This window comes from Pedobacter sp., from assembly GCF_035566355.1.
Taxonomy (GTDB): Bacteria; Bacteroidota; Bacteroidia; order Sphingobacteriales; family Sphingobacteriaceae; genus Pedobacter.
Genome location: NZ_DATMRL010000584.1, coordinates 1 through 10,660, shown reverse-complemented (window position 1 = coordinate 10,660; position 10,660 = coordinate 1). Strand labels below are relative to the sequence as shown.

Annotated in this window: 12 protein-coding genes; all 12 read right to left on the bottom strand. The window is 44.2% G+C overall.

Features of this window, described 5'->3' with window-relative positions; all coding sequences use genetic code 11:
• Nucleotides 1–957 (bottom strand): YifB family Mg chelatase-like AAA ATPase (locus VNZ46_RS22960; protein ID WP_325562981.1); only part of this gene is annotated, 957 nt, incomplete at its 3' end.
• Nucleotides 958–1,068: 111 nt separating this feature from the next.
• A complete protein-coding gene (gene ffh / locus VNZ46_RS22955) occupies nt 1,069–2,409 on the bottom strand; it encodes a signal recognition particle protein (protein WP_325562979.1) in 1,341 nt (446 codons plus the stop codon).
• Between the two features lie 83 nt (nt 2,410–2,492).
• Nucleotides 2,493–3,539, bottom strand: coding sequence for a DUF3078 domain-containing protein (locus VNZ46_RS22950; protein ID WP_325562977.1), 1,047 nt, complete (start codon nt 3,537–3,539; stop codon nt 2,493–2,495).
• A 27-nt stretch (nt 3,540–3,566) separates the two neighbouring features.
• Nucleotides 3,567–4,337 carry a hypothetical protein gene (locus tag VNZ46_RS22945; RefSeq protein ID WP_325562975.1) on the bottom strand — a complete coding sequence of 257 codons (771 nt, stop codon included), beginning with the start codon at nt 4,335–4,337 and terminating at the stop codon, nt 3,567–3,569.
• Between the two features lie 43 nt (nt 4,338–4,380).
• The gene (locus VNZ46_RS22940; protein ID WP_325562973.1) at nt 4,381–5,274 is read right to left on the bottom strand and encodes a glucosaminidase domain-containing protein; all 894 of its coding nucleotides are present in this window, start codon (nt 5,272–5,274) and stop codon (nt 4,381–4,383) included.
• 4 nt (nt 5,275–5,278) lie between these two features.
• Nucleotides 5,279–5,842: a glucosaminidase domain-containing protein gene (locus tag VNZ46_RS22935; RefSeq protein ID WP_325562972.1), complete on the bottom strand. Its 564-nt coding sequence runs from the start codon at nt 5,840–5,842 to the stop codon at nt 5,279–5,281.
• Entirely contained in the window at nt 5,839–6,477 is a 639-nt protein-coding gene (locus tag VNZ46_RS22930; protein WP_325562970.1) for an O-methyltransferase, read from the bottom strand. Before VNZ46_RS22930 ends, VNZ46_RS22935 begins: the two co-directional genes overlap by 4 nt.
• Nucleotides 6,478–6,484: 7 nt before the next feature.
• Nucleotides 6,485–6,901 (bottom strand): Holliday junction resolvase RuvX, encoded by a 417-nt coding sequence (gene ruvX, locus VNZ46_RS22925; protein WP_108553746.1) that lies wholly within the window; start codon nt 6,899–6,901, stop codon nt 6,485–6,487.
• Nucleotides 6,902–6,984: 83 nt separating this feature from the next.
• Entirely contained in the window at nt 6,985–7,458 is a 474-nt protein-coding gene (locus tag VNZ46_RS22920) for a hypothetical protein (protein WP_199075011.1), read from the bottom strand.
• 4 nt (nt 7,459–7,462) lie between these two features.
• Nucleotides 7,463–8,740 carry a phthiocerol/phthiodiolone dimycocerosyl transferase family protein gene (locus VNZ46_RS22915; protein ID WP_325562967.1) on the bottom strand — a complete coding sequence of 426 codons (1,278 nt, stop codon included), beginning with the start codon at nt 8,738–8,740 and terminating at the stop codon, nt 7,463–7,465.
• A gap of 7 nt (nt 8,741–8,747) precedes the next feature.
• On the bottom strand, nt 8,748–10,016 hold the full coding sequence (locus VNZ46_RS22910; protein ID WP_325562965.1) for a condensation domain-containing protein: 1,269 nt from the start codon (nt 10,014–10,016) through the stop codon (nt 8,748–8,750).
• Between the two features lie 5 nt (nt 10,017–10,021).
• The coding region (locus tag VNZ46_RS22905; RefSeq protein WP_325562963.1) for a glycosyltransferase at nt 10,022–10,660 on the bottom strand (639 nt) is incomplete at its 5' end.

The window sequence follows — 10,660 nt, the reverse complement described above, 5'->3', positions numbered from 1 at the left end:
CATCACCTCCAGAACGGAACGTTTAAATTCCGGTAATTCATCAAGAAAGAGTACCCCATTATGCGCGAGAGAGATCTCCCCCGGCTGTGGATTTGCCCCTCCACCCACCAGGGCGACATCTGAAATGGTATGGTGTGGGCTGCGGTAAGGTCTTTCTGTCATCAGAGAATCTGACGCCGTTAGTTTTCCAGCTACCGAATGAATTTTGGTGGTCTCCAGCGCCTCCTGTAAATTCAGGGGCGGAAGGATAGTGGGCAGGCGTTTGGCCAGCATCGTTTTTCCGGAACCGGGAGGGCCAATCAGGATCAGGTTGTGTCCGCCCGCTGCAGCGATCTCAAGTGCACGTTTGATGTTCTCCTGTCCCTTTACATCAGAAAAGTCATGCTCATAACTGTTGACATTGTTATAGAATTGAGTCCTGGTTTCTACAACGACGGGTTCAAAGACCTGCTTTTTATTAAAGAACGCAATTACCTCTCCCAGGGTCTTCATTCCATACACCAGCAGATCATTCACAATGGCGGCTTCCCTTGAATTGTCCTTTGGAAGGATAAATCCGGAGAATCCGGCCGCCCTGGCCTGGATGGCTATAGGTAAAGCGCCTTTTATAGGTTGTAAGCCGCCGTCTAAGGAGAGTTCTCCCATGATGAAGTATTGCTGCAGCTCCTGCACTTCGATTTGTCCAGAAGCAGCTAAAATACCTATGGCAATCGGGAGGTCATAAGAGGAACCTTCCTTGCGGATATCTGCAGGAGCCAGGTTCACCACAATCTTTTGTCTTGGCATTTTAAAGCCTGCTGTCTGTACTGCGCTTTCAATCCTGCGCAAGCTTTCTTTAATGGCATTATCAGGCAAGCCAACAATATGATATTTATTTCCACCGCCAATACTGACCTCAACGGTAATGGTTAGTGCATTCACGCCAAATACGGCGCTTCCAAAAGTTTTCACAAGCATATTCAACAGGTTAAATATGCCAATGTAGAGGAAAACATTTTGAATATCACTATGCCGCAGAAATAAAAAAAGCCCGTTTAAAAACGAGCTTTTTTATATCAAGATCAGATTTTACATCTTTCCCTGTGGTATTTTTGGCATATTGCGCATCATTTTAGCGGCAGCAGCCGGGTTAGAAAACTGCTTCATCACCTTACGCATATCTTCAAACTGTTTGATCAGTTTAGTTACATCCTCTACTTTATTTCCTGAACCTTTTGCAATCCTTAAACGTCTGCTTTGCTGAATGCTGTCCGGGTTCTCCCTTTCGTATTTGGTCATGGATTGAATGATCGATTCTACGCCTTTGAAAGCATCATCTTCAATTTCCACGTTTTTCATCATTTTGCCCACGCCAGGAATCATGCCCATCAAATCCTTCATGTTACCCATTTTCTTGATCTGCTGGATCTGGTTGTAGAAATCGTTGAAATCAAATTTATTCTTGCGGATCTTCTTTTGAAGTTCTGCAGCTTCTTTTTCATCAAATTGCTGCTGGGCGCGCTCCACCAGGGAAACCACGTCACCCATACCCAGGATCCTGGAAGCCATCCTGTCCGGATAGAAAACATCCAGCGCTTCCATTTTCTCTCCAGTACCGATAAACTTGATCGGCTTGTTCACGACCGATTTAATCGATAAAGCGGCACCACCACGGGTATCACCGTCCAGTTTGGTCAGTACCACACCGGTAAAATCCAATCTGTCGTTAAAGGCTTTTGCTGTATTAACCGCATCCTGTCCGGTCATGGCATCAACAACGAACAGGATTTCATGCGGTTTTGTATGTTCTTTAACAGCCGCAATCTCATTCATCATCTGCTCATCAATGGCCAAACGACCTGCAGTATCGATAATGATCACGTTGTTGTTTTGTTTTTTACCTTCTGCAATCCCTTCCATTGCAATTCCAACCGGATCTTTAGACTCCTTGTTTACATACACTGGAACACCCACCTGTTCTCCAAGGATCTGAAGCTGGTCTATCGCAGCAGGGCGGTAAACGTCACCAGCAACCAGCAAAGGCTTTTTTCCTTTACTTTTCAGGAAATTGGCCAGTTTACCGGTAAAAGTGGTTTTACCCGCTCCGTTTAACCCGGCAATTAATATAATGGTTGGATTATTTTTTAAATCAAGATCAGTTACCTGTCCACCCATCAGGGCAGTCAGTTCGTCGTTCATAACCTTGGTCAGTAACTGGCCCGGAGATACGGCGGTCAGTACGTTTAAGCCTAATGCTTTTTCTTTAACCTCGTCTGTAAACGTCTTGGCTGTTTTATAATTTACGTCGGCATCCAGTAAAGCTTTACGGATCTCTTTCATGGTTTCAGCCACGTTGATCTCGGAAATGCTTCCCTGTCCTTTTAAAACTTTAAATGCACGGTCTAATTTGTCCTGTAAATTCTCAAACATTTTCTTTAATGCTTAGTGTTCAATTTTTTGTAGTTGGCAAAGGTATTAAATTTGGGCGAATTGGCCGGGTATTATCTCATCTTTTACCTCGGGAAAACAAACACCACACCTAAGGCCAGTGTCTGACTGCCCTGTACTCTTGAGTTGGTGTTTTTATCATACAGTGCAACACCGGTCAATGTTGTACTCATGAAACGGTTTACCTTAGCTGTCAAAGCAACATCCAAACGGTGATTGGTAAATCCTACGTGCTCATAAGGAATCAACACCATATATTTACTTTTTAGGTTGATGTTTGGAAAGATGTCTTTATCCAAGTTCATTACGATCTGAAAACCCAGGTCGTTTCTAAAGGTTTTTCCTCTTTCAACGCCATAATTATCTGATTTAGAAATGCCATGCTCATCGAGTGCCTCAAACAATTTTTCGTTAGCGGGAACAAAAGTTTGTCTCGCTGTTCCGGTACCTAATCTGGCTGAATAATACTTTGTTGGTTTATATTCAAAACCGACCGACTCTGTGAGATAACCAGGAGACATGAATTGTGAGGTTAATGTCGCTCTTTCTTCAGTGGCGGGTCTGTCATAAATGAAACCCTTATCAAATTGCGATTCAAAAGTTACCGATCCGAAGAAATACCAGTTTTTAGACATCTGAATGGCCGCCTTATGGTCCCAATAGATCCTGTCTACGGTCTTTTTCTCCATCTGGTCCTTGTTCTTCACCTTTCCATAGTTCAGGATCACCTCTGTTACATAGCTATAACTTTCCTTGCTATATTCAGCCTTATAGTTGATAATCCCCGCTAAAGCCAGTGAGTTTACTCCTCCACCTTGCCAGTTGTCAGAAAAAGCAGCCTGGTTCAGGTTAATCCCAACTGAAGTCTTCGTTTTCCAGTAATTCACTTTGGAATTGACAATCTGCGGCTCTATCTTAACCGGCTTAAATAACAAAGTTCCAATTCTGGAAGGCAGCGGACTGCGCTTCAGCTTAATATTGAGATCTTTTGTATTGATTGGAATGGTATCAATTTCCTGTGCCTTTAAAGTTGCGCAAACAGAAAAGAGTAAGAATATGCTGATATAAAAACCTTTCATTACTACAAAGAAAACAAAAATGTTCTTTATCAAAGACCTAAATTTAAACTAATTGTCTATTTAAGGCTTTATTTCCTCTATAGTCACTTTCGGAAGCGGTGGTAAGCGCAAGGCCCTTGGATTTCTTTTATAGGCGGCGTAATTGTTCCGGAGGAACAGGGTAAACGCATAATCCGAGGCAGAAAGTACAAATTCATAGGTTGGACGGTACTGTTGCATAAAATCCGTCAGCTCATAATCGTGGATATTTAAAACCCTTTCCACATACTCCGGCCGGAAACGAAAATCAATTACTTGTTCCCGGTAATCCTTTTCCAGGATTTTTTGAAGATGCCTGGCATTGGCTCCTTTACGACTCAACAGGTTATAAATCGCATCAATACCCAATCCTGCGCCCTCTGGCCCCACATTGAGCAGATCTTTGGAACTTCCCCGGTCTAAAGCATATTTATATTCCTTAAGTGTTCTATCGTATTTCTGTTTAGGCGTGGGCAAACTTCCAATGATCTTGACTTCCTTAAGCCGGATAAAATGAGGTGTAAGCTGGAAATAAATAGAATTCTGGCCTTTATACAAAACCGTATCAATCGCATAACCCGGCAAGGCCGCAAAAAGCGTATCACCTACGGCCACCTGTAATGTAAATTCTCCCTTGGCATTGTTGTAAATACCCACATCATTTTTCGGGTTATAAATATAGACCTTCGCCAGTCTTTGTTTATTGCTTTTGTCCATCACAAAGCCCGGCACAGTTTTTTTCTGCGCATATAAGATGCCCGTGCAGGTACACATCAAAAGGAGAAGGAGAAATCCGGTGAGTTTCATTTGCATACAAAAATACGCGATCAGAATGATGCAGTGCGAGATATTAACATTATTTAACGATCTGCAGCTGCTGGCCGATTTTAATTCCTGAGTCCAACAGGTTATTAATGGCCCTTAGTTCTTCTACGGTAAGGTTGTAGCGTTTAGAGATATTGTACAAAGTGTCGCCCTGCTTCACCGTATAATACTTTGATGTATTTGAAGAAGAGGTATAGACCGGGGTATTGACCTGAGGTGTGTCGGCAGTGCTGTCCGGTGTGGTGATCACCTGTTTAGAGGGCGGTGCCGCCACTGGAGCAAATTTCTTCTGTTCTACCGGTATATTGGCGTTGATCTCCGTAAAAACCCGGTCTTCACGGATAATTTTCTGTTTTTCCGACTCAGACTGGTCATATTGATGCAGCTGATACTTTTCAATCAGGTTGATCAGCAGATCAGGATATTTTGGATTCGTGGCATAACCTGCTTGTTTCAAGCCATAAGCCCAGTTTTTATAATCGTTTTTGTCCAGTTGGAACAAAGCACTATACCTTTTCCTTTTGAGAAATTCAGAATGGTCCTTGTAAGACTGACGGGCATCTTTATACACTCGAAAACAATCGTTCTTCTTGTCGTCGTCTTTATAATAACCCTTGCCCTTCCATTCAGAAGTCACCTTGATCCCAAAATGGTTATTGGCATATTTGGCCAGACTGCCGTTCCCGCTACCAGATTCAAGAATGCCCTGGGCCAGGGTAATACTGGCCGGAATACCATAGGTATTCATTTCTTCAACGGCCACACCTTTAAAAGCATCTATATAGCTTAGTGTCGTATAACTTAAAGCATCTGGATTGGCTTTCTTCGCCTGTTTCTCAATCTGGCGGTTGTTCCGGCTATATTTCCTGGAGGAACAGGCCGTAAAAAATAAAAGCAGTATTGGAAGCAGCAGTCTGTAGTTCATTCAATTAATTGTCCGGGTTATGTACGGTTTGTTTCGTTATTTTTCCAGCTAAGGAAGGAATCGGGAATACAGCCTCCAAATATTGTTGCGGCCTTTGGTCATACTTAAACAGCTCATATTTTTTGATCAGTCCAATCACCTGAGACGACCAGCTTCTGCTGCGTGCATAACCTCCCTTTTGTATACCTTTCGCCCATCCGACATAGTCAGACTCGTCAAATTTATCGAAAAGGCTGCTAAAAGAAGCCTTGCTTTCCAAAAATTCTACAAAATGATTGTACGAGTCCTGAACCGAAGGGTAGTCCTTATAGGCAGAACGGATTTCCTTACTGGAATTCTGGCCTTTTACCCCGAAATGGTTGTTGAGGTAACGGGCAATTTTACTGGTCCCGGAGGCCGATTCGTGGATGGCCACTGCAAGGATCACACTTGCCGGAATATGGGAAGCTCTCATGAGTTCCTGTGCATGATCCACATTTTCATTAATATAATCAAGAGTCGTTTGGGCTTTGGAGGCCGTAAATGTAAACAGGAGAGCGGTCCAGATGTACATTAGCTTTTTAATCATATTTTTTTTCTTATGATGAATAATCCGTCGCGGACGGGTAAGATCAGTTTCTCCACCCTCGCGTCATTGGCAACCTTATCGTTAAATGTAGTAATATTTTTTGTGTCTTTATCTTGTTGATTACTAAGTACTTTTCCACTCCACAGCACATTGTCCACAATAATAAGCCCTCCCGGCCTGATCCTGTCGAACACCAGATCATAGTAAGTACCATTGTTTTTTTTGTCTGCATCGATGAATACAAGGTCAAAAACCTCGTTTAAGTCCTGCAAGGTCTGCGTTGCATCACCCAGAATATACCTAATCTGTTCATCGTAAGGAGATTGTGCAAAACTTTTTCTCACCATGTCTTCTAACTCTACATTAATGTCCAGGGTATAGAGGATTCCATCAGTACCCAAACCCTCTGCAAGGCACAAGGTTGCATAACCGGTAAAGGTCCCGATCTCCAGTATCCTTTTGGGTGCAACGAGCTTACTCAGCATGCTGAGCACCCGGCCCTGATAATGGCCGGAGAGCATTCTTGGCATCAATACCTTTAAATTGGTCTCCCGGTCAATCTGCTGTAAAAGAGCGCTTTCTGGTTCGCAATAGTTTAACAGTAAATTTTGCAGGTCTTCATTAATCATACTCATGTTGTCTTTATAAACGGTGCTCTTGCATAAAATATTGCAGGATGATGGTCGCTGCAATCGTATCTACTCTCTCTTTGTTCTTTCTGTCCTGCTTTTTCAAACCACTCTGCATAATGGTTTCCTGTGCCAGTTTAGAGGTAAACCGCTCATCTATCCAATACTGGGGGATGCCGGGAAAATTTTTCTTAAGGGTGGTTGAAAAGCCTTTTACATGCTGTGCAGAATCCGAAGGAGAACCATCGAGTTGCTTGGGATCCCCCAATACAAAAGCCTCCACCTGTTCGGTCAGCAGGTATTTTTTTAAATAGTCGATCACGTCTTTAGGGTGTATGGTATCCAGTCCGGTTGCAATGATCTGCAAAGGATCAGTAACCGCAATGCCGATGCGTTTGGTGCCATAATCAAAGGCGATAATACGGGCCATAAATCAATATTTAGAACAGAATAAAAGATCAATTAATGGACAAAGGTAAGGAATCTCCCGGCGAATATGGTCATTGCCCATTTTCAGGAGTCTGTCTGACGCCAGTACCTTGCCCCGGTATGGAGGGTAAAAATCACCGTCAGCAAGCCCGCGGTCAAGCCCAACAGCAAAGCCAGAAAACCAGCACTAAAGCCGTACTGACGGGGAATACTGAACTCTGCGAGCAGCAGGATCAGAAAGGCCACGGAGAGAGAAATTCCCCCGTTTATCCCCGCCATTTTAAACAGGAATTTTGTTTTCTGGAGATGATCAGGAATCAACAGGCCGGTTTTACCCTTTTTATACAGCTCAATTGTTTTTCTGGACAGGTCAAACGTGATGATAAAAGGCAGGAAGAGTACCATAGGCAATAAGAACCGGGCAAAACACTGTTCTCCCCGAAATAAATAAACAGCTTCCTGAGTTCTGAAAGCGAAGTAGGGAATACAGGTATTGAAGAAAACATTTGGCAGGAAATAGATGATCAGGTTCCTGCGTACAAATTTATTAATGAACATACAATTATAGTAAGGCTCCTTCCAGCGTTGTTTCCCTTTGCAACATCAATAAAGCCTGGTCTTTAATCGCGGTAGCTTCCTGTGGATCCAGGAAAACCGTATTGGAGTAAAAACTAAAATCCATTTCTCCTTTAAAGGTACTTACAACAAGTGTATTCGGATTTCTCCAGGGAAAACCTACACTGGGACTGTAAATCGCGTCGAGCTCAAATGAACCATAAGATCCGGGGATGCCCAGTCTGCCCATATTAGAGAAAGTAAAATCATGTGTACCATCCGTTGACCTTAGATACCTGACCATTTTGGGCACCGAAGCATGAAAATACTCGCTCATAAACAGCAGTTCATGGACCTTCATGGCCGATATTTTGGTATCCAGGTCTTCTTTGACTTGCTGTGCTTTTGCCAGGAAACCAATTTTCGTACCTTTTTCTATAGAAAGCTCTGCAATAGGGGCAAAGGCAAACATATGATCCTCTTTAATCTCCTTTACAAAGCGGCGTACATCCACCGGACAAATGACTTTACCATGTGCGCGGTCTCCTTTAACCGCATGGAAAGCCTCCAGGAAAGCCACACATAAAGCCGAATGCAGGGTAACACCAGATGCCTTACAGCCGTCCATCAGCGCTGCGGTACTTTCTTTATCCAGTTTCCAGTGCAATAGATACCCTTTACCTGCCGGATGCTGTTTGCGGGAAGACTTAAACAGAAAGAATACGGAAGCCAGAACAGAAAATATCCGGGCTTTGAAAATTTTTGAAGGGCTGCTGGAATACGATTCCGAAAGCAAACCAGCGATCGAATCAAAAGGAGGATAGCTGCCAATTTCCCGGTCCGGCTGATCCAGTAACTGCAAGACTTCAGTCATCAGGGCCACAAATGTGGTCCCATCGCAAACGCAGTGCGGACAAACCAGGATCAGGTCAGAAACCGAAGCGCCTTTAATCCAGACCACCCTGGCCAGGGGAAGGTCTTTGTCGTCGAAAAGCGCAGACCACTCCCTTTCCGATTCCTGTTTCCAGTCTTCATCACTTTGGCGGTCTACTACCCGTACCGGAATCTCCGACAGGTGGTTGCTGGAGGTGAAATGAGGAATTCCTTTAGCATCCTCCTGGATCCTGGCCCGTAATAAAGGGTGTTTCTGTTGTACTTTGGCCAATGCAGCACGAAGGTTTTCCAACGAAAAGTCCCCCCTGATTTTAACTGCAAAAACACAATTGAGCGGGGTTACCGCATCCACATACATGATTCTTTCCCCAATGATCAGTCTTCTTCTCATAATTTATTTAAGCCTGGCCTACGGCCTGTTTTAGTTCAGTTATTATACAATCCCGGATGGCCAGTGCTTGTTCATAAGGAATAAAGCCCTCACTGGCAACAAAAGTAAAATCCATCCGTTCCCGGTAAGTCGATGTGATCAGGGTGGTGGTATTGCCCAAAGGACCAATCACAGAAGGACTATAGATCCTTTCCAGGCTGAAAGCCTGATATTCATATGGAATATTGATCCTGCCCAGATTGGAAAACATGCAGTCATTACTGGACTTACCATATTTTAGAAATTTAGTGAAATGTTTCAGGGAAGAATGGGATTCTTCCATCATCATGATCGTCTCATAGGGATCCAGCTTTGCCGTCTTTTTGTCAATATCTGCCTGCATTTTACGGGCATTCTCAAAAAAGCCCAGCTCCTGTGCCGCAGAAACCACCATCATCAACCCAAAAGCAAAAATATTGTCTTTTTTGATTTCCGGAGCGAAGCGCCGGATGTCGACAGGGCAGGAGATTTTATTGTGGAAAGCCTCTTTTCTGACCGCTTTAAAAGCATTCAGCACAGCCATGCACAGGGCTGTATTGACAGTCACCCCCTGCTGTTTACAATTGCGGATCAATTGCTCGCCTAAAGCTTTGTCCAGGCTCCAGTTCAGCATATAATCCCTTTTTCGTTCTACGGCCTTTTTAGGCAATGGAACCAGCCAGAGGACTAAACTCGCCACACTTCCAATCAGCTTCGCTTTCAGGATCTTTTTTTTATTTCGAAGTACCTCTGCAGGAACAATATCGTGGAGACTTAAAATTGGTTTTTCTTTGCCGATTTGGGCCTCCCCATTGTCGAGTAGTTGCAGGAGTTCGGCCAGGATGGACATGGCCGAGCCACCATCACAGAGGCAGTGATGAATCACCAGGATCAAATCCGAAAACTCAGGTCCTTTGATCCAGACCAGTCTCATCAGCGGGCCTTTCCGGGTATCAAACACCGTAGACCATTCCTGTACAGATTCCTGTACCCAGTCGTCGTTTCCAAGCCGGGTACTGATCCTTACCGGGATATCCTGTTGGGTCTGGCCTTCTTCCACAACAAACCAGGGCATTCCTTTCTCATCGTCTTCTACAACGGCATTTAAAAGCGGATATTTTTCCTGAAGTTTTTTTAGTGCGTGCTGTAGTCCAGCCAAATGAACTTCTCCTTTGAGGCAAATCGGAATCACTGCATTAAAAGGGGCTGAGCCATCACCATGCAACATGCGTTCTGCAAATAATAATCTTCTCTTCATGGGCCTCAGTTGATGCTTGCCAGTGCTTGTTCTGTTGTTGCAAATTCTTCCAAAAGCGCTACTGCTTTGTCATTTCCACCCGCAGCGAGAAAAGTCTCCCTGATCTGCAAGGCTGCATTCCTGTACTGCGGATTTTCCAGCAGTTCGAGCACCGCATTTCTGAGGTCTTCAATCCGCAGCCGCTTATAGCGGATCTTGATGCCACAACCCGCGTTTTCAATCAGTTTGGCGGTATGAAAATGGTCGTAAGCAATCGGTGTGATCAGCATGGGAAGCCCGTTGATAAAAGTATCGTTCACCGTATTGAAGCCGCCATGACAAATCACCGCGTCCATCATGGGCATCAGTTCTGATTGGGGCACAAAGCCATTAACAATGAAGTTGTCTGGCCACTTTTCAAAGATATCCGGGTTGGTGGCCGCAACAATGGTCAAAGGCGCATCGGCAAAAGCATCAATCAGTTTCTGGAAAAATGCCGCACGGATATCCACCAGCAAGGTCCCCAGAGAAACAAAGACCTTAGGCCCTTTTGCCTTTTCCAGGCGTTCCCAGTCAAAATCGGCTTGGTTTGGCCGGCCTTTAACCGGGCCAATAAATTTCATATGCGGCATCGGATCTTCAATGCCGGCAAATTTCTGAGAGGT

What these genes read in the sequence shown, in the direction of transcription:
- VNZ46_RS22935 (WP_325562972.1), bottom strand. Translation starts at nt 5,842, where the DNA reads ATGATTAAAAAGCTAATGTACATCTGGACCGCTCTCCTGTTTACATTT.
- ruvX (WP_108553746.1), bottom strand. Translation starts at nt 6,901, where the DNA reads ATGGCCCGTATTATCGCCTTTGATTATGGCACCAAACGCATCGGCATT.
- VNZ46_RS22940 (WP_325562973.1), bottom strand. Translation starts at nt 5,274, where the DNA reads ATGAACTACAGACTGCTGCTTCCAATACTGCTTTTATTTTTTACGGCC.
- VNZ46_RS22920 (WP_199075011.1), bottom strand. Translation starts at nt 7,458, where the DNA reads ATGTTCATTAATAAATTTGTACGCAGGAACCTGATCATCTATTTCCTG.
- VNZ46_RS22915 (WP_325562967.1), bottom strand. Translation starts at nt 8,740, where the DNA reads ATGAGAAGAAGACTGATCATTGGGGAAAGAATCATGTATGTGGATGCG.
- VNZ46_RS22930 (WP_325562970.1), bottom strand. Translation starts at nt 6,477, where the DNA reads ATGAGTATGATTAATGAAGACCTGCAAAATTTACTGTTAAACTATTGC.
- VNZ46_RS22945 (WP_325562975.1), bottom strand. Translation starts at nt 4,337, where the DNA reads ATGCAAATGAAACTCACCGGATTTCTCCTTCTCCTTTTGATGTGTACC.
- ffh (WP_325562979.1), bottom strand. Translation starts at nt 2,409, where the DNA reads ATGTTTGAGAATTTACAGGACAAATTAGACCGTGCATTTAAAGTTTTA.
- VNZ46_RS22910 (WP_325562965.1), bottom strand. Translation starts at nt 10,016, where the DNA reads ATGAAGAGAAGATTATTATTTGCAGAACGCATGTTGCATGGTGATGGC.